Here is a 17,052-nt window from a genome sequence, read left to right as displayed (position 1 = left end):
GGCACATCTGTCAGATATCGAAATTCATCTATCGAAATTCATCTGGGGTCAGAGCCCGTTGCGCAGCAACGGGATCCGACCCCGTGCTCCGACAGATCGCGGCGATCTGTCGAAGACGGGGTGGGTCCGGTTGAGGGGGCGTGAGCGCCATGGATGGCGCGACCGAGGCTACATGGAAGTATTTACGCCGTCCCCCTCAACCGGACCCACCGCGCCTCCCCACAGGAAACCAGCTTCTGCCGTTGCTTCGGCTCTGGCCTCTGCAGGTGCAGGGCTGCAAGCCCTGCAAACCCAACCCCCTCTTAGTACAGCGTGCGCTCCGGCGCTCCGGCCGGCGGCGGGGTGTACTGGTACAGCCAGGTCTCGGTGAGGGTCTTGCCACCACTGCGCAGGAACAGGCGGATGTCGATCTGCTCGGTACTGCCTTCCGGCGGCACCAGGTCGAACATCGCGCGGTAGCCGTTGATCTCGCGCAGCGGCCGCGCCGACACAATCTCGACCCGGCCCCGGCTGGCTTCCACCACCGCCTCGACCTCGCCCTTGTCGATCAGCCTGGCCAGTTCGCCACCTTCGAAGTCCACCGCGAAGCGCCAGCTGAAGTACTCGCGCTTCTTGCCGACCACACCGCCCAGGCCGGTGCGGCTGGCCACGCAGTGCGCCATCGGCGGCCGTGCCGGCGGCTCGGCGCCCCAGTACAGGCGGTAACCGACCAGCAGCTCCTGGCCCGGCTGCGGCTTTTCCTTGGGATTCCAGAACGCCACGATGTTGTCGAAGGTCTCGTCCACGGTGGGGATCTCCACCAGTTGCACCGAGCCCTCGCCCCATTCGCCCTTCGGCTCCACCCACAGGCACGGCCGCTTCTCGTAGAACACGCCGTCATCCTGATAGTGGTCGAAGTTGCGGTCGCGCTGCAGCAGGCCGAAGCCGCGCGGGTTGCGGTCCACGAACATGTTGAAGCGCAGGTTGCGCGGGTTCAGCAGCGGGCGCCAGATCCATTCGCCGGCACCGGTCCACAGCGACAGGCCGTCGGTATCGTGGATCTCCGGGCGCCAGTCCCAGCCCATGCGGCGGTCGTTCTCGCCCACCTGGTACATGCTGGTGCACGGGGCGATGCCCAACCGCTCGATCGCCTTGCGCGGGTACAGCGCGCTGTCGATGTCCATCAGCAGCACGTCACCGTTGGTGATCGCGAAGCGATAGGCACCGGCCACGCTGGGCGAATCCAGCAGGCCGTAGACCACGATCGTGTCCGAATCAGCCGACGGCTGTTCCAGGTAGTAGGCGATGAAATCCGGGAATTCCTCCGGCTTGCCCATGCCGGTATCGATCGCCAGGCCACGCGCGGACTGGCCGTACTGACCCTCCTTGCCGACCGCGCGGAAGTAACTGGCGCCGAGGAAGGCGGCGAAATCGCGGTCGGTGTCCTTGCGGGTGTTCAAGCGGAAACCGGCGAACCCCAGGTCGGCCGGCAGCTCGCCGTCCTTGATGCCGCTCTTGCCGTAGTTGAATGCCGCGCCGTCATAGGCCAGCTCCTGCGCCTTGCCGTCGACCACGTCGAACATGCGCACCGGCGAATGGAAGTACAGGCCCAGATGGAAGAACTTGGCCTGGAACTTGCCTGGCTGGTCAGCCCACAGCGCATGGTCCTGGCGGTAACCGATCGACTGGTACTGGTCCCAGTCCAAGCCTTCCAGGCGGCCCGGCAGCACCCGCTTGTGGCTCTTGTAGGGCGCCTGTGCCAGCGCGCGCGCTTGGCCCTTGAGGGTAGCGAAGTCGAACGGCTGCGGCTGGCCGAGGCGGCGCAGGCCCATCTGGCCGCTCCTGCTGGCCGCGCACGCGGGCAGGGACGGCAGGCCGAATGCTGCCAGGGCGAGGGAGGCATTGCGGATGAAGTCGCGTCGTTGCATGCAGGCGCGTCAGGCACGAAGGGAAGGTCGGCCATGATAGGCAGACAAACGTTAACGGGCAGCGGAGACGTCTCCTGCCCGTTCAGCTGCCGCTGGCCGCCCGGCTCAGCGCTGGCAGTGGTTGCACCAGACGCTGGCGCGCTGGCCGATGGTGGCGTGCTTCAGCGCGCGGCCACAGTTCGGGCATGGCAGGCCGTCGCGGCCGTACACCAGCAGTTCCTGCTCGAAGTAGCCCGGTGCGCCGTCAGGGCTGATGAAATCACGCAGCGTGGTGCCGCCCCGGGTGATCGCATAGCCGAGGATTTCCTTCACCGCCCCGGCCAGCCGCTGGTAGCGTTCGCGCGAGATCTTGCCCGCCTCGCGCAGCGGGCTGATGCCGGCCTTGAACAGGCTCTCGGCGGCATAGATGTTGCCGACGCCCACCACCACCGCCTGGTCCATCAGGAAGGTCTTCACCGGCGCACTGCGGCCCCGGCTGCGGGCGAACAGGTAGTCGCCGTCGAAGGCCTCGTCCAGCGGCTCCGGACCCAGCCCCTGCAGCAGCGGGTGGACCTCGCCGACCGGCTGCCAGAGCAGGCTGCCGAAGCGGCGCGGGTCGTTGAACCGCAGCAGGCGGCCGTTGTCCAGGCTGATGTCGACGTGGTCATGCGCCCGCAGCGGGGTATCACCGGGCAGCACGCGCAGGCTGCCGGACATGCCCAGGTGCAGCACCGCGCTGCCGACGACGGTATCCAGCAGCAGGTATTTGGCGCGCCGGCGGATGTCCTCGATGCGCTGCCCCGGCATCAGCTCGGCCACTTCCGGTGGAATCGGCCAGCGCAGGTCGGCGCGGCGCAGGATCACGCCATGCACGCGACGGCCCTGCAGGTGCGGCGCCAGGCCGCGGCGGGTGGTTTCGACTTCGGGCAGTTCGGGCATGGGGTGATTCTACGCCCGCTCAACGCGGCGGCGCGGACAGCTCACGGGCGTCGAGGAAGCCATCACCGTTGGCATCCTGCTTGTGGAAGCGCTGCACGATCACCTGCCGCTGCTGCTCGCGGCTGATCGCCCTGCCCTTGCCACCGGGCAGCTCCTCGGCCGTCAGCACACCATCACCGTTGCGGTCCATGCGGTCGAAGGCATACAGCATCCACTGCACGTACTCGGCCTCGCTGACCCTGCCGTCGCCATCGCGGTCCATCCGCTGCAGATAGCTGGCGGTGTCGGTGACCTGGGCCAGCGCCGCGCCCGGCAGCAGTGCCGCCAGCAGAAGCCCGTACCCTGCCCTCACGCGCCCACCAGGCTGTAGCCCTTCAAGCGTGCGGCGTAGGCCTGCAACGCCGCGATACCGCTTCCCTCGGCCTCGCGGCACCACGCCTGCAGCTGATGCAGGCGCTCGGCAGCATCGTGGCCGCGCGCCTCCAGCAGTGCCGCCAACCGTGCGCGGTACTCGACCAGGGTGCGGATGCGCGGGCGCTGTGCCACCCAGGCGCTCAGCTGGGCACGGCTGTCCGGCTTCAGCCAGCGGCCATCGTTGACCAGACCGCGGCGCAGCCGGCGCGGCAGCAGGCGGCGCAGCTTGGCTCCGGCCTGGGCGGCTTCCTCGCGCAGGGCTGGCATGAACACATTGCGCTGGTAGTCGGTCATCGCCTGGAAGCGGTGCGACAGCAGCGCCTTAAGGGTCTCGGCATCGGGCACGGCGATGTTCGGGCGTACGTCCATGGCCGGTGCCACCCGCAGCACCTTGGCCAGGCGCAGCGCCTGCAGCAGGCGGACCGCACTCCAGCCGATGTCGAATTCCCAGCGCCGCATCGCAAAGCGCGCCGAGCTGGGGAAGGCATGGTGATTGTTGTGCAGCTCCTCGCCACCGATCCAGAACCCCCACGGCGTCAGGTTCGTGGAGGTATCGGCCGATTCGTAGTTGCGGTACCCCCACCAGTGGCCCAGGCCATTGACCACGCCGGCCGCCCAGAACGGGATCCATGCCATCTGGATCGCCCACAGGGCCACGCCGGGCAGGCCGAACAACACGCTGTTGATCGCCAGCAGCAGCACCGGGCCGAGCGTGGCATGCGGGGTATACAGGCGGCGCTCGATCGCATCATCCGGGGTGCCGCGCCCGTACTGTTCGATGTCCGCGCGCATGCCGCGCGCTTCGCGGTACAGCTCCACGCCGTGCCAGAACACCTTGCCGATGCCGCGGGTAACCGGGCTGTGCGGGTCGTCCTCGGTCTCCACCTTGGCGTGGTGCTTGCGGTGGATGGCCACCCATTCCCGGGTGATCATCGAGGTGGTCAACCACAGCCAGAAGCGGAACAGGTGGGCCAGCGCCGGGTGGAAGTCGACCCCGCGATGGGCCTGGCTGCGGTGCAGGTACAGGGTCACCGAGAAGATGGTGATCTGGGTGAAGACCAGCAGCACGGCCAGCATGGCCCACCACCCCAGGCCGAGAACACCACCGGTCAACAGGGACATCAGGGCATCAGGCATGGCAGCTCTCCGGATCTACGCGGGGATGGCAGACATGATGGGCGCTTGCGTTGCAAACTGCATCCCTGCGGCGGTGCTTGGCATCGCCATCCGTGGCACCGTTCACAGTTGGGGACCTGAGTTGTCGAGCCTTGATCCACGCGCCAGCCGCATTTCCGCCGCCCCGCCCGTCGCGGAGCTGCCCCCCTTGATCGAACTGGACCGCGCCACCGTGGTGCGTGGCCAGGTGAAGGTGCTTCATGGACTCAGCCTGCGCATCGCGCAGGGCCAGCACACCGCCCTGCTCGGCCCCAACGGCTGTGGCAAATCGACCTTCATCAAGCTGATCACCCGCGAGCTGTACCCGCTGGCGCAGGTCGATGGCTCCGTCGCGGTGAGGGTGCTGGGCCAGAACCGCTGGCAGGTAGACCGGCTGCGCTCGCAGCTGGGCATCGTCACCGGCGACCTCAGCAGCAACCTGGCCGAGATGCCGGGGCTGACCGTGGAACAGGCGGTGCTGTCCGGCTTCTTCGCCAGCTACGTGGTGCCCGGCTTCCGCGAGGTGACCGCCGACATGCGCGCACGTGTCGGCGAGACACTGGCGATGACCGGCGCGCTGTCCCTGCGTGAACGTGCCTACGCCGAGCTGTCGGCCGGCGAAACCCGCCGCGTGCTGATCGCGCGCGCGCTGGTCAACCGGCCGCAGGCGCTGCTGCTGGACGAACCCTCCACCGGGCTGGACCTGGTCGCCCGCGAGCAGCTGGTGGCGACCATGCGCGTGCTGGCCCAGCAGGGCATCACCCTGGTGCTGGTGACCCACCACATCGAAGAGATCATTCCCGAGATCGAACGCGTGGTGCTGCTGCGTGACGGCCGCGTACTGGCTGACGGTACCCGCGCCGAGCTGCTGCGCAACGAACCGCTGTCGGCTGTGTTCGGTGGCGCGATCACGGTATGCGAGCAGGAAGGCCGGCTGACCGCGTACGCGGGATAATCGACATGCCACTGTAGAGCCGAGCCTATGCTCGGCTGCTTCTGGCCGCGGGGAACGGCAGCCGAGCATAGGCTCGGCTCTACAGAAAACGGTACAGCGGGCCGGAACCCCGCCCGCTGCACCCTTGCTCAGAACTTCAACGCCAGCGCGCGCGACTCGATCGGTGCCATCCGGCTCTGGTCGAGCAGCTGCAGGTCGCGCAGTTCGTAGGGTGCGCCGAAGCCAGCCGGCAAAGCGGCCTGGTCGAATGGCAGCACCAGCTGGCCACGCCCCGGTCCATCGAACCACGCGGCCGCATGCGCCTGCGCCACCGGCTTCAGCTGGCCATCGCGGCCGGTGGCATACAACGTGCCACGCGCCTCGTAGCGACCGGCGGCGGCCACCTGCAGCGGCAGCGCGACCTGGCGGCTGGCCGGGTCGGGTGCCGCCTGGCCACTGAAGCGAGCAGTGGGCCGTGCCACCGCGAAAGCCACCTTGCCGTCGCGCAGCACGCCATCGGCCTGGGCGAACACCTGCAGTTCCCACAGCCCCTGCACGCTGCCGACATCAGCCGGAATCCGCACCTGTGCACGCAGGGCACCATCGGTGGTGCGCAGCAGGCGCTGCGGCCAGCTGCGGCCATCCGGTGCGACCAGCAGGGCTTCACCGCCCAGGCCGCCACGGCGCGAGGCCAGCTGCGCGGTGGTGGCGCCGTCTTCCAGCAGGCGTGCCTGCAGCTGCACGTTGCCACCGGCCAGCACCTGCGCCTGGTTGGCCTGCACTTCCAGCCGCAGCGGGCTGTTCGGCTCAAGCACCTGCACCACATAGCGGCCCTGCGCCTGCGTGGTCTGCAGCGTGTACGCACCGGCCGAACTGGTCGCGCCGGTGCGCAGCATGCTGCTGCCATCACTCACCGGCATGCCGGCATCCTGCAGCGCGCGCGCATCGACACTGCGGGCCACGCTGCTGCGGCCAGCCGGGTCGCGCATCTGCAGGGTGTTGGCAGGCAGCGCGCGGGCACCTGCGGCCGGGCTCAGCTGGATCACCGCATCGGGCGCCGTCAGCGGCAGGTCCAGGCCGCGTTGCAGCTGCGAGCCATCGACCTGCTGCCAGTAGCTGCGGCTGACCGATGCATACGGCGTGGCCGCCTGCAGCGGTTGTGCCGGGTCCAACGCCCAGGCGAAGGACAGCGGTGCGCGTTCGCTGTCATCGGCCGGCAATGGCGCGGCAACCAGCGCCGCAGGCACGTGATCGCCTGCACGGGCGGCCTGCAGAGGCTGCGCGGCCTGCGCTGCGGAAAGGGACAGGACTGCCAGCACCGCACTGGCCAGCAGGGTGGAATGAATCGTCATGGTCGTCTCCCTCACTGGGTCAGGTCGTTGCGCAGCAGGGTGCCGAGGCCGAAGCACTCGCGGCGGCTCTGGTTGTGGCTGAGCGGCTCTGCCCCCAGGGTGCGCTGCGTGTCGGTGAACCAGGTGGTGCCGGCGGCCTTCTGGCTGCTGCACTCCAGGAAGCCATCGGAGCAGGAGGACAGCCAGTTCTGGGTGAACTCCAGGCCGACATTGGCGGCGTAGCCACCGCAGTAGCTGTTGCTGTCCCATACCGCCGATTCCACGTCGCTGCCGACCACCGCACGGAACGGCTTGGGCAGGGCGGGACGGCCTGCGGTGCCGTACAGGTTCTGCGCGTTGTAGGTGGCCATGCTCGCCACCTGCTGCTGGCGCACCGCGTCGTTCTTGTAGCCCAGCAGCCAGCCCAGCGAGGTTTCGAAGGTATTGCCGTTGAGCACCGCATCGGCCAGCGGCGTGCCCGCCGAAGACGGCGCCAGCGCGGTGACCTTGCGCACCGTGCGGATGATCTTCGGATAGCGGCTGTCGTAGGTCGGGTTGGACAGGATCCAGCGCACCACGTTGCCGCCGTTGGAGTGGGTGATCACCACCAGCTGGGTGATGCCACGGCTGTCGATGAAACGGGTCAGCTGGTTGGCCAGGCAGCCGGCCGCTTCCGGTTTCCACATGTACTGGGTGAAATCGCAGTTGATGACCACGTAATTGCTGCTGTTGGGCAGGCCCTGGCGCACGGTGTCGATGATGGTCGGCTGCCAGTAGTCCTGAGTGGCGTTGGTCTGCGCGCCGGTGCCATGCACGAAGGCCACGCCGACCACGTCGGCGGCCTGCGCCGGCGCTGTTGCAAGCCCCAGGAGCAGGGCCAGGACGGTACTTCCTGTTGCGGTGCTGCGCATCGCGTCTCTCCCTCTGTCTTCGGATCCCCCCGACCCGGCTGGAACTGGACGGCCTCTGGTGCCTGCCGATGTGCCGATGCTCACGGCGCGGGCGCGTGAAAGTCCGTGCGCTGCGCCCGGATTTAGGAGGTTGGCGTCACTTGATGACGTTTTTCATCTTGTTTCGATGACCATGCCGGTTCTGGCCGTATGACCGATGGCCACTGCGGTGCCGCACTGGGACTGCGATCATGACGCGATGTTCTTTCTCCGGAGCCCGTCCATGTCGCTGATCTCCCACCCTGCCCGCCCGCTGCTCGGCCTTGCCGTGGCCGCTGCCCTGGCCGGTTGTGCCGCCACCGCCGCCAAGCCGACCGCCGTCGAAGCCAACATCACCACCAAGGCGGTGGGTTATCTGGACAAGAGCGCGGTTCCGGCCAGCCTCGACCTGGTACCGGCACCACCGGTGGCCGGTTCGGCCGCGTTCGCCCTGGACGAGCAGGTCAGCCGTGAGGCCCGCGCGCTGCGTGGCAGCCCGCGCTTCGCCCAGGCCGGCGTCGATGCGGAACTCGGTTTCCCCGAAGGCGCCAACCACTTCTCCTGCGCCGCCGACATCGACGTCGATGCGGTGAAGACCCCGGCGCTGTATCGCCTGCTGGAGCGCAGCCGGATCGACGCCAGTGCGGCGACCAAGGCGGCCAAGAACCACTACCAGCGCCCGCGTCCGTTCATGGTCAACGGTGAACCGACCTGCTCGCCGAAGGACGAAGACGGCCTGCGCAAGAACGGCTCGTACCCGTCCGGCCACACCTCGATCGGCTGGGCCTGGGCACTGATCCTGTCGGAGATCGCGCCGGACCGCGCCGACGCCATCCAGGCGCGCGGGCGCAACTACGGCGAGAGCCGCCTGTTGTGCAACGTGCATTGGCAGAGCGACATCCTCGAAGGCCGCTTCATGGGTGCCGCCGCCGTGGCCCGCCTGCACGACAACGCGGCCTTCAACAAGGACCTGCTGGCCGCACGCAAGGAGATCGAAGCGGCGCGCAAGGCCGGCCTGCACTCCAGCCGCGACTGCGCCACCGAGAATGCGGTGCTGAAGGTGCGCCCGCAGAGCGCGCTGTAGGCCATGCCTCTGTAGAGCCGAGCCATGCTCGGCTCAGAGCAGCCGAGCGCAGGCTCGGCTCTACACGAAGCAGGAAACAGAAGGGCCGGCAGTGCGCCGGCCCTTCTGCATTGCATCAACGCAGCCACCGCATCAGAACTTCGCGGTGAACTCCACGCCCCAGGTACGCGGCTCGTTGAGGAAGCCGGTCAGGTTGTTGAAGTCGATCGCGCCGACCACGCGGGTCTGGTTGGTCAGGTTGCGACCGAACACCGCCACGTCGTACTGGCCGTAATCCCAGTTGTAGCCCAGGCGCAGGCCGCCTTCCAGCGAACTGCGGCCGCGGAATTCCGGCGACTCGTAGATGAAGAAGTTCACCGCGCTGCGGTAGGCCCAGTCGGTGTAGGCGTACAGCTCGCTGCCATCGCTGAGCGGGAAGCCCACGCGCAGGGTCGCGTTGTGGATCCATTTCGGCGCCTGCGGCAGCGGGTTGCCGTTCACCAGCGCATAGGTGCCGCCGTTGATGACCGTGGTCGGGTCGTTGATGGTGCAGCCACCGCCGCAGATCGCCACCGCAAGGTTCTTGTCCTTGATCTCGGTGTCGTTGTAGCTGCTGCCGAAGGTCAGCAGGACGTTGTCGGCCAGGTAGGCTTCCAGGTCCAGTTCCACGCCCTGGCCGATGGTCTTGTCGGCGTTGAGCAGGGTGGCGGTGTTGTTGGCACCGCCCACGGCGATCAGCTGCTGGCCGTCAACGTTGTAGCGGAACACGCTCAGGCCCAGGCGCGCGCGGCGCTCGAACAGGTCGGCCTTGATGCCGGCCTCGTACGAGATGACCTTCTCCGAATCGGCCTGCGACAGGCCCGGCGCAAAGGCCAGGCGGCCCTGGATCGACGGCGCGCGGAAGCCCTTGGCGACGCGGGCGTAGGCGTTGATGTCGTCGGTCAGCTTGTACACGCCGCTGACGTCCCAGCTGACGTCGTTGACGTCGGTGTTGGCCAGGTACGGGCCGCTGACCGGGGTGCCGAACGGAACGGCCTGCAGCACGCTGGCGCTGAAGTCCTTCTTGTCCTGGGTATAGCGCACGCCGGCACGCAGCTTGAAGCGGTCGGTGACATCGAAGTCGCCCGAAGCGAACACCGCCCACGCCTTGTTGCGCTGGTTCTGCACCACGTGGCCGGTCTGCGGATTGCCCGGGGTCAGCGAGTCGTAGTTGAAGTTGTTGATGGTCACGTCTTCATCGAAGTAGAAGACGCCGGCCTGCCAGTCGAAGCGGCCCCATTCGTTGGACTCGATGCGCACTTCCTGCGTCCACTGGCGGTGGTGCGGCAGGCCGTCGGCCGACTCCGACGAGAACGGAATCAGGCCCGGACCGTAATTGCCGGCGCCGAGGAAGGCCGCGCCGTAGCCGCCGTCGATGTCGCCACGGTTGAGCGACTCAGCGGTCTCGTAGCCGGTGATCGAGTGCAGGGTCACCGAACCGAGGTTCCACTGCAGGCGCGCGCTGCCGCCCCAGGTCTCCAGGTCGGAGAAGTTGACGCCGTCGTTGGCCACCTTGTCGCGGTCGAAGTTCTCGACCAGCGAATTGCCACCTTTCTGGATGATGTTGGCGCGGAACAGGCGGGCGGTACCGTTGAGCTTGCGCTTGTGCAGGTTGAACAGTGCTTCGAAGTCGTCGCCTTCGTACAGGAACTGCACGCGGCCGGCGGCTTCGTCATAGCCTTCGAAGCCACTGTTGGGAGCGCCGACGCGGGTGTTGTCGACCCAGTCGTCGCGGCGCTGGTAGATGGCCGAGACGCGTGCCGACCAGCGGTCGGTCAGCGGGCCGCCGTAGGCGCCCTGCACGTTCCAGCTGTTGTAGCTGCCGTAGCCGACACGGAGGTAACCATCGGCATCCTGCGACGGGCGTGCCGAATCGAACTTGACCACGCCGGCCGGGGTGTTGCGGCCGAACAGCGTGCCCTGCGGGCCACGCAGCACTTCCACGTTGGCCAGGTCGAACAGCGGGAAGCCCTTCAGCAGCGGGCTTTCCTGCACCACGTCGTCATACACCAGCGACACCGGCTGCGAGGCATTGAGGTCGAAATCGGTGTTGCCCAGGCCGCGGATGTAGAAGCGCGGGAAGGCACGGCCGTAGGACGACTCGATGTTGAGGCTGGGCACGCGTGCGGCCAGGAAGCGGATGTCATCACCGGCCGAGCCGAGCACATCCAGCTTCTCGCCCTGGATCGCGCTCAGTGCGACCGGTACGTCCTTGGCGTTCTCGACGCGCCGCTGCGCGGTCACCTGCAGGGCATCGAGGGCAACCGGATCCTTGGCAGCGGGAGTTTCCTGGGCGGCCGCAACCAGCGGCAGCAGGGCGGAAAGAGCGGCAACGAGGGGGCGCGCGACCGGAAGGCGGCCACGGGAAGTACGGGTCGGGGACATGGCGGTAGGCTGTGTTTGGAGGGGTGGTAAAACGGCGCTACCAGATGATTGTTGCAATACAGCACCTGCCCCGCAAATGCCCGCCGTTCATGGGCCTGTCGCCCCGGCCCGGGCGCCCTCGCTAGACTCGGGGGTTTCCAGCCCTGCGGAGCCGCCGCGATGACCCAGTGGTATTTCCATGCCTCCGCCCAGGCCGAGCGTATCGGCCCGCTTGATGACCAGGCTGCGCGCCGTTATGCGCAGGCCAACCCGCGCGCGCTGGCCTGGTGCCAGGGCATGAGCGGATGGACCTCGATTGCCGAGGTGCCGGAGCTGCAATCTGCGGCCCCGGGCATGCCGAACAGCCCGCCGCCGGTCCCCTCCGCCAGCGGCCGCGCCGACGACATCGAATTCCGCATCGTCGGCCATGAAATGCAGTTCGTGGAGATCGAGCTCGACCCCGGCGAGAGCGCCATTGCCGAGGCCGGCGCATTGATGTTCAAGGACGCCACGGTACAGATGGACACGGTGTTCGGCGCCGCCAACGGCGACCAGGGCGGCGGCTTCATGGGCAAGGTGATGGCCGCCGGCAAGCGCGTGCTGACCGGCGAGAGCCTGTTCGCCACCGTCTACACCCAGAGCGGCCACGGCAAGGGCAAGGTCGCCTTCGCCGCGCCCTACCCGGGCACGGTGCTGGCGATGAAGCTGGACCAGCACGGCGGCCGCCTGATCTGCCAGAAGGACAGCTTCCTGGCCGGCGCGCGCGGCGTGCAGATCGGCGTGCAGTTCCAGCGCAGGATCATGACCGGCCTGTTCGGCGGCGAAGGCTTCATCATGCAGAAGCTGGAGGGCGCCGGCTGGGTGTTCATCCACGCCGGCGGCTGCGTGGTCGAGCGCGAGCTGGCTGCCGGTGAACGCCTGGACGTGGATACCGGCTGCGTGGTGGCGTATCACCCGACGGTGGACATGGACGTGCGCCGTGTTGCCGGCATCAAGAGCATGCTGTTCGGCGGCGAAGGCGTGTTCCTGGCCACGCTGACCGGTCCAGGCAAGGTCTGGCTGCAGTCGCTGCCGTTCTCGCGCCTGGCCGGCCGCATGTGGATGGCCGCGCCGCAGGGCGGCGGCCAGAACCGCGGCGAAGGCTCGGTGCTGGGCGGCCTGGGCCGGATGCTGGACGGCGACAACCGGTTCTGACCGCCTCGCGGTAGTGCCGGCCGCTGGCCGGCTGTTTCACGAGGGTGCCGGCCAGCGGCCGGCACTACCCGAAGCATCCGATGAATGGGCGGGCCGACCTACCCTGCCCGCCCTGCGGCACCTTCGGTATGCTGGCGCCCTTTCCTGAATCCGGCGCCGCGAGCGCACTGCCGATGAGCCTGTTCCGACCCCGCATGCTGCTGTCCGTCGCCCTGATCGGCCTGCTGGCCGGCTGCGGTGGCGACCCGGTCCGCCCTGCGCCGCCGCCGGCGCCAACCGTGGTACCGCAGGCCAAGCCGGTGAAGATCGGTATCGCCCTCGGCGGTGGCGCAGCCAAGGGCTTCGCCCACATCGGCGTGATCAAGATGCTGGAGGCCAACGGCTTCGAACCGGCCGTGGTGTCCGGTACCAGTGCCGGCAGCGTGGTCGGCGCGCTGTATGCCAGCGGCATGGACGCCTTCCAGATGCAGAGCAAGGCAGTGGCGCTGGACGAAGCGAGCATCCGCGACGTGCGCCTGTTCTCCGGTGGCCTGGTGCAGGGCCAGAAGCTGCAGGACTACGTCAACGAGCAGGTTGCCAACCGTCCGGCCGAGCGCCTGAAGAAGCCGTTCGCCGCCGTCGCCACCCAGCTGGAAACCGGCGAACGCGCGATCTTCGTGCGCGGCAACGTCGGCCAGGCCGTGCGCGCGTCCAGCAGCATTCCCGGTGTGTTCGAGCCGGTGAAGATTGGTGGCCGCAACTACATCGATGGCGGCGTGGTGAGCCCGGTGCCGGTGGATGCCGCGCGCCAGCTCGGCGCCGACTTCGTGATCGCCGTGGACATCTCCAGCAAGGCCAGCGGCAAGGCGCCGACCGACATGCTGGGCATCGTCAACCAGTCCATCTCGATCATGGGCCAGCGCCTGGGCGAACAGGAACTGGCGCGCGCCGACATCGTCATCCGCCCGAAGGTGCTGGACATCGGCGCCGCCGATTTCAGCCAGCGCGGCACCGCGATCCTGGAAGGCGAGAAGGCCGCAATGGCGGCGATGCCGCAGATTCGAGCGAAGATCCAGCAACTGCAGCGTGCACGTGCCGCCGCAGCGGCACCGGCCCCGGTGGCTGCACCGAAGTGCGAGGAAGCCTCGCGCCTGGGCAGGCTGATGGGCCGCAAGGACAAGTGCTGACCTGAACCGGCGTGCCGCTGCCAGACAGCGACGCGCGTTCTAGCGCGCGGGCCGGTAGCCACTGGCCTGCTGCCGTTCGCGCCTGCGCATCTGGCGGGCCTGCTCCTGCAGTGCCGCCGTGTGCTGCAGCTGCTCCATGCCATCGGCCGGTACATGCAGCTGGCGTCGCGCACGGGTGAGCGCCAGATAGACCGCGCGCACCGGGTTGTGCCAGATGCGCCCACCCTGCCCCGCACGGAAACAACCGGGTGACAGCGAGACCACGTCGAACTGCAGGTTCTTCGCGTGTTCGGCCAGGCACAGCGCCACCCGCCCTTCAGCGGGCGTGTCCTGGTCGTCGAGCGCCTGCAGCAGTGACTGCACCCGATCGGCAGACGCAAACAGTTCGACCAGCGCGCCCTGCCCTTCGTCGGCCTGCGTGGCCAGGAAGCGCTCCCACTCCGGGTCCGATGCGCTGGCGTGGCGACGGCGCCACGCATCCAGCGGGCGCTGCAACACACCGCGCAGCGCGCGCAGCGATGCCGGATGCAGGTAGGGCCGCAGCCCGAGCGCCTGCAGCTGCGCCGCATCGAGGGCCAGATCGGCGACGCTGCCATGGATGCGCAGGCCCTCGCTTGGTACCTGCGCCCAGTGGCGGTAATGCAGCACACCGGTGGCGCGGTCGGCGGCACCGACGAACGGCCCACTGTCCTGGCCCAGTCCATCCAGCGCCAGGGTCTGGTTGACCAGGCCCTCGACCTGGTTGCCCTGGCGCACCGACTGGTGCATTTCCAGCACCTTCGACGCGCCCCAGCGCGGCACCGTGCCGGACAGGCACTGATGCGGATCGCCCAGACTGACCACGCCCGGCGCATGGCCGGCCAGCAACTGCTTCCACGACGGGCTGAGGTCATGCGCCTCGTCCACCAGCAGCATGCCCATGTCCAGCGGCGGGGTGACGCCGCGCAGCGCCAGCCACTTGCCGATGTGCGCCGGGCTGAGGCTCAGCAGCGTGCCCCGCTGCAGCTCGGCGTCGAACATGCAGCGCCAGACGTGCTCGGCAGCCGCCATGTACGGTGACACGTCGAGCATCGCGGCGGGCACCGAACGGTCGAAATGCTGGAACGCCAGGCCCGGTGCCGACGATGCGCACCAGCGGTTGATGGCCTCGAACGCGGTAAGCAGCACCTGCTCCGGGCTGCGCCCACCGATGCCCTGCAGGCCGATGCGGCCGGCAATCTCGCGCGGCGTACGGGTGCTGCGCCGGTAGCTGGCAACGAAGCCTCCGGTCCGGCCACTGCGCGCAGCGTGCTGGGCCAGGCGGTTGGCGAACTCGATCTGGGTCAGCAGGCGCACTGCGGTGCTGGCCGGCACGCGGGCGCGGAAGGCTTCCACCTGCCCACGCGAGGGCGCCACGTAGGTATAGCGGCCCGGCCGCGCCTCCATCAGCGCCAGCACCAGGTGGCTCTTGCCGGTGCCGGCATAGCCATCGAGGTCGATCAGTTCATCGGGGTTTGCGGCGATGGCGCGCAGCACGCGGGCCTGCTCGGAGGTATACAGGCCATGGTGTTCGATCGCCCGCGCATCCTCGGCCGCAACGTCATCCTGCGTGAGCGCCTCGTCACTGGAAAAGGTGGCGGGAAAGCGGATCTCATGCTCGGTCAGGGTTTCCTGGCAGGCCTGCTGCAGGGCCAGGCCCGGATACTCCAATGGCGACTGCGCGATGACGTCCTGCAGGATCTGCGCCGGCGCCAGCAGCACGCCGTGGGCGGCCAATGCGGTCAGCCAGGCATCCAGCTCCGGCTGGCCTCCGCCACCGGGGCCGGCCAGCTGCGCGGCGGCGCCTTCGTTGCCGGCAAACAGCGCGCAGGCATCATGCAGCAGGCGTTCGATCTCGGCCGCTGGATGCAGGCGCGTCCGGCACAACTGCGCGGCCATCAGCCCGGCCTGCTCCACTGCCGTCTGCGGCGGCGTGCCGTGAGCGATGTAACGTGCCAGCGACTTGCGCTGCAGCGGCAGGAAGATGGTGGTGGGCACCGGGTGCTGGAGTTCGGACATGCGTGGAACCGGAAAGGAACGCTGCGGCGCGCGCAGGGCGGTGATGCTCGGCTACCCGCCCGGCCGCGTCAAATCGCCGCTGCGCTCATTCCAGCTGCGACAACGGCAATGCCTGGAAACCCTTCACCGTGCGCAGCACGAAGCTGGAATTGGCGTCGGCCACGCCGCCGGCGTTGAGCAGGCGGTCCAGCAGGAAGTGCGAAAAGTGCTCCAGGTCGCGCACGTAGACGTGCAGCAGGTAGTCCATGTCGCCGGTCAGCGCATGGCAGGCCACCACCTCGTCCCAGCCCTGCACGCTGTCCACGAAGTGGCCGATGGCGCCCTGGTCGTGCTTTTCCAACTGCACGCGCACGAAGGCCTGCAGGCCCAGGCGCAGCTGCCGCGGCTCCAGCCGCGCGCCGTAGCCGACGATCACGCCCTCGCTTTCCAGCCGCTGCAGGCGGCGCAGGCAGGCCGAGGGCGACAGGTTCACCCGTGTCGCCAGCTCCGCGTTGGTGGCACGCCCATCCCGCTGGATTTCAGCCAGCAGGCGTATATCCGTGCGATCAAACTGGACTTCTCCGGCCATTGCTGCTCCGCAACATGGTGACTGCGCAAGGATATTGCGCCAACAATGCCAATCGGCGCAACTTTTGCAACCCTGTTGCGCGCGCCCTGCCCTAGCATCGTGGCTATCCCTTCAAGGAGTGCCCCATGGACCTCGCCCAGCCCCGCCGCGTCGAACACCAGCAGACCGACAAGGGCTACGTGCCGGTGTACACCACCGCGCTCGTCGAGCAGCCGTGGGACACCTACAGCGCCGACGACCACGCCACCTGGAGCACGCTGTACCAGCGCCAGCGCGAGCTGCTGGTCGGACGTGCCTGCCAGGAATTCCTGGACGCGCAGGACGAGATGGGCATGAATGCGCACATGATTCCGCGCTTCGACCAGCTCAACGAAGTGCTGGGCGCGGCCACCGGCTGGACCCTGGTCGGCGTCGAAGGCCTGCTACCGGAACTGGATTTCTTCGACCACCTGGCCAACCGCCGCTTTCCCGTGACCTGGTGGATCCGTCGCCCGGACCAGATCGACTACATCGCCGAGCCGGACCTGTTTCACGACCTGTTCGGCCACGTGCCGCTGCTGATGAACCCGGTGTTCGCCGACTACATGGAGGCCTATGGCCGTGGCGGCGTCAAAGCCCACGCGATCGGCCCGGACGCGCTGCAGAACCTCACCCGCCTGTACTGGTACACGGTGGAGTTCGGCCTGATCGACACGCCCGACGGCCTGCGCATCTACGGTGCCGGCATCGTGTCGTCCAAGGGCGAGTCGCTGTACTCGCTGGAATCGGCCGCACCCAACCGCATCGGTTTCGACCTGCAGCGGATCATGCGAACGAAGTACCGCATCGACACCTTCCAGAAGACCTACTTCGTCATCGACAGCTTTGAACAGCTGATGCAGGCGACGTCGCCGGACTTCACCCCGATCTACGCGGCACTGGCCGACCAGGCGCACCTGCCTGCCGGTGACGTGCAGGCTGACGACCACGTGTTCCAGGCCGGCACGGGTGAAGGCTGGGCGGACGGCGGCGACGTGTGATGCGCGCTGCCGCG

At 68.3% G+C, this 17,052-nt stretch carries 14 protein-coding genes; 5 read left to right on the top strand and 9 right to left on the bottom strand.

The window, feature by feature from the left end:
- Positions 1-302 precede the first annotated feature (302 nt).
- The 4 genes from N5C25_RS11890 to N5C25_RS11875 form a co-directional block, all read right to left on the bottom strand.
- Complete coding sequence (locus tag N5C25_RS11890) at positions 303-1,907, bottom strand: glucan biosynthesis protein D (protein ID WP_019658845.1); 1,605 nt, start codon at positions 1,905-1,907, stop codon at positions 303-305.
- A 105-nt stretch (positions 1,908-2,012) separates the two neighbouring features.
- Positions 2,013-2,825 (bottom strand): bifunctional DNA-formamidopyrimidine glycosylase/DNA-(apurinic or apyrimidinic site) lyase, encoded by an 813-nt coding sequence (gene mutM / locus N5C25_RS11885; protein WP_279936988.1) that lies wholly within the window; start codon positions 2,823-2,825, stop codon positions 2,013-2,015.
- Between the two features lie 19 nt (positions 2,826-2,844).
- Complete coding sequence (locus tag N5C25_RS11880) at positions 2,845-3,177, bottom strand: EF-hand domain-containing protein (protein WP_058983208.1); 333 nt, start codon at positions 3,175-3,177, stop codon at positions 2,845-2,847.
- Positions 3,174-4,376 (bottom strand): fatty acid desaturase, encoded by a 1,203-nt coding sequence (locus N5C25_RS11875; RefSeq protein WP_262212969.1) that lies wholly within the window; start codon positions 4,374-4,376, stop codon positions 3,174-3,176. Before N5C25_RS11875 ends, N5C25_RS11880 begins: the two co-directional genes overlap by 4 nt.
- 187 nt (positions 4,377-4,563) lie before the next feature.
- On the opposite strand from N5C25_RS11875, the gene N5C25_RS11870 reads away from it, so the two are divergent.
- The gene (locus N5C25_RS11870; RefSeq protein ID WP_262212968.1) at positions 4,564-5,349 is read left to right on the top strand and encodes an ATP-binding cassette domain-containing protein; all 786 of its coding nucleotides are present in this window, start codon (positions 4,564-4,566) and stop codon (positions 5,347-5,349) included.
- Between the two features lie 128 nt (positions 5,350-5,477).
- Here the strand turns inward: N5C25_RS11870 and N5C25_RS11865 are convergent, their stop codons facing one another.
- Together N5C25_RS11865 and N5C25_RS11860 are read right to left on the bottom strand one after the other, a co-directional pair.
- The gene (locus N5C25_RS11865; protein WP_262212966.1) at positions 5,478-6,680 is read right to left on the bottom strand and encodes a DUF4785 family protein; all 1,203 of its coding nucleotides are present in this window, start codon (positions 6,678-6,680) and stop codon (positions 5,478-5,480) included.
- Positions 6,681-6,691: 11 nt separating this feature from the next.
- Positions 6,692-7,570, bottom strand: a complete 879-nt coding sequence (locus N5C25_RS11860) for a hypothetical protein (protein ID WP_251102548.1) — start codon at positions 7,568-7,570, stop codon at positions 6,692-6,694.
- Positions 7,571-7,832: 262 nt separating this feature from the next.
- Here N5C25_RS11860 and N5C25_RS11855 point away from each other — a divergent pair, with 262 nt between their 5' ends.
- A complete protein-coding gene (locus N5C25_RS11855; protein ID WP_262212965.1) occupies positions 7,833-8,672 on the top strand; it encodes a phosphatase PAP2 family protein in 840 nt (279 codons plus the stop codon).
- A 132-nt stretch (positions 8,673-8,804) separates the two neighbouring features.
- Here N5C25_RS11855 and N5C25_RS11850 read toward each other — a convergent pair whose 3' ends face one another.
- Complete coding sequence (locus tag N5C25_RS11850; RefSeq protein WP_058983198.1) at positions 8,805-11,075, bottom strand: TonB-dependent receptor; 2,271 nt, start codon at positions 11,073-11,075, stop codon at positions 8,805-8,807.
- Between the two features lie 159 nt (positions 11,076-11,234).
- On the opposite strand from N5C25_RS11850, the gene N5C25_RS11845 reads away from it, so the two are divergent.
- Both N5C25_RS11845 and N5C25_RS11840 read left to right on the top strand, forming a co-directional pair.
- Entirely contained in the window at positions 11,235-12,248 is a 1,014-nt protein-coding gene (locus N5C25_RS11845; protein ID WP_279936987.1) for a TIGR00266 family protein, read from the top strand.
- 173 nt (positions 12,249-12,421) lie between these two features.
- Entirely contained in the window at positions 12,422-13,414 is a 993-nt protein-coding gene (locus N5C25_RS11840) for a patatin-like phospholipase family protein (protein ID WP_021204629.1), read from the top strand.
- Between the two features lie 39 nt (positions 13,415-13,453).
- On the opposite strand, the gene N5C25_RS11835 is transcribed toward N5C25_RS11840, so the two are convergent.
- Positions 13,454-15,451: a hypothetical protein gene (locus N5C25_RS11835; protein ID WP_262212962.1), complete on the bottom strand. Its 1,998-nt coding sequence runs from the start codon at positions 15,449-15,451 to the stop codon at positions 13,454-13,456.
- A gap of 85 nt (positions 15,452-15,536) precedes the next feature.
- Positions 15,537-16,019: an Lrp/AsnC family transcriptional regulator gene (locus N5C25_RS11830; RefSeq protein WP_251102552.1), complete on the bottom strand. Its 483-nt coding sequence runs from the start codon at positions 16,017-16,019 to the stop codon at positions 15,537-15,539.
- A gap of 125 nt (positions 16,020-16,144) precedes the next feature.
- Here N5C25_RS11830 and phhA point away from each other — a divergent pair, with 125 nt between their 5' ends.
- Positions 16,145-17,038 (top strand): phenylalanine 4-monooxygenase, encoded by an 894-nt coding sequence (phhA, locus tag N5C25_RS11825; protein ID WP_019658833.1) that lies wholly within the window; start codon positions 16,145-16,147, stop codon positions 17,036-17,038.
- Positions 17,039-17,052: the final 14 nt, after the last annotated feature.

The organism is Stenotrophomonas sp. GD03958 (assembly GCF_029839005.1).
GTDB classification, from domain to species: Bacteria; Pseudomonadota; Gammaproteobacteria; order Xanthomonadales; family Xanthomonadaceae; genus Stenotrophomonas; species Stenotrophomonas hibiscicola.
The sequence above is the reverse complement of the archived record's forward strand: the minus strand, read 5'-3'. Positions and strand labels throughout refer to the sequence as shown.

Coding starts and splice junctions, on each gene's coding strand:
- N5C25_RS11860 (WP_251102548.1), bottom strand. CDS start 7,570: ATGCGCAGCACCGCAACAGGAAGTACCGTCCTGGCCCTGCTCCTGGGG.
- N5C25_RS11835 (WP_262212962.1), bottom strand. CDS start 15,451: ATGTCCGAACTCCAGCACCCGGTGCCCACCACCATCTTCCTGCCGCTG.
- N5C25_RS11840 (WP_021204629.1), top strand. CDS start 12,422: ATGAGCCTGTTCCGACCCCGCATGCTGCTGTCCGTCGCCCTGATCGGC.
- N5C25_RS11890 (WP_019658845.1), bottom strand. CDS start 1,907: ATGCAACGACGCGACTTCATCCGCAATGCCTCCCTCGCCCTGGCAGCA.
- N5C25_RS11850 (WP_058983198.1), bottom strand. CDS start 11,075: ATGTCCCCGACCCGTACTTCCCGTGGCCGCCTTCCGGTCGCGCGCCCC.
- N5C25_RS11830 (WP_251102552.1), bottom strand. CDS start 16,019: ATGGCCGGAGAAGTCCAGTTTGATCGCACGGATATACGCCTGCTGGCT.
- N5C25_RS11865 (WP_262212966.1), bottom strand. CDS start 6,680: ATGACGATTCATTCCACCCTGCTGGCCAGTGCGGTGCTGGCAGTCCTG.
- N5C25_RS11855 (WP_262212965.1), top strand. CDS start 7,833: ATGTCGCTGATCTCCCACCCTGCCCGCCCGCTGCTCGGCCTTGCCGTG.
- N5C25_RS11845 (WP_279936987.1), top strand. CDS start 11,235: ATGACCCAGTGGTATTTCCATGCCTCCGCCCAGGCCGAGCGTATCGGC.
- N5C25_RS11875 (WP_262212969.1), bottom strand. CDS start 4,376: ATGCCTGATGCCCTGATGTCCCTGTTGACCGGTGGTGTTCTCGGCCTG.
- phhA (WP_019658833.1), top strand. CDS start 16,145: ATGGACCTCGCCCAGCCCCGCCGCGTCGAACACCAGCAGACCGACAAG.
- mutM (WP_279936988.1), bottom strand. CDS start 2,825: ATGCCCGAACTGCCCGAAGTCGAAACCACCCGCCGCGGCCTGGCGCCG.